This is a genomic window from Vibrio sp. 2033 (assembly GCF_033339735.1).
Map to the genome: position 1 here is coordinate 1 of NZ_JAWOVC010000834.1, position 519 is coordinate 519.

At 44.7% G+C, this 519-nt stretch carries 1 protein-coding gene; it reads left to right on the plus strand.

The features are described from left to right. A partial coding sequence (locus tag R7P74_RS29360; protein WP_318124261.1) for an ATP-binding cassette domain-containing protein occupies positions 1-519 on the plus strand: 519 nt, incomplete at both ends.

Consider the following 519-nt stretch of genomic DNA (forward strand, 5'->3'; position numbering starts at 1 on the left):
TTGCAGGAAAATGAGCGTGTTTGTTTAGTAGGGAGAAACGGTGCCGGTAAGTCAACGTTGATGAAAGTACTTGCTGGCGACATCTTACTGGACGACGGCAAAATTCAAATAACACAAGATGTTGTTGTTTCTCGTTTGGAGCAAGATCCACCGCGCAACCAAGAAGGTACTGTTTATGAGTATGTCTCTGGTGGCTTAGCGGAAATTGGCGAACAGCTTAAGATTTACCATGATCTTCTTGATCTTGTTGCGCAAGACCCAAACGAAAAGAACATCAACCGCTTAGCAAAAACTCAAGAACAATTGGATCATTCAAATGCGTGGCGTTTTGATGACCGAGTTAAAAACGTACTCAGTGCCCTAAAGTTAAGTCCAGACACATTACTTCGTGACTTATCTGGCGGCTGGCAACGCAAGGCGGCATTAGCTCGCGCTCTAGTTTGTGACCCTGATGTATTACTACTTGACGAACCAACCAACCATTTGGACGTCACAACCATCGAATGGCTAGAGAACTTC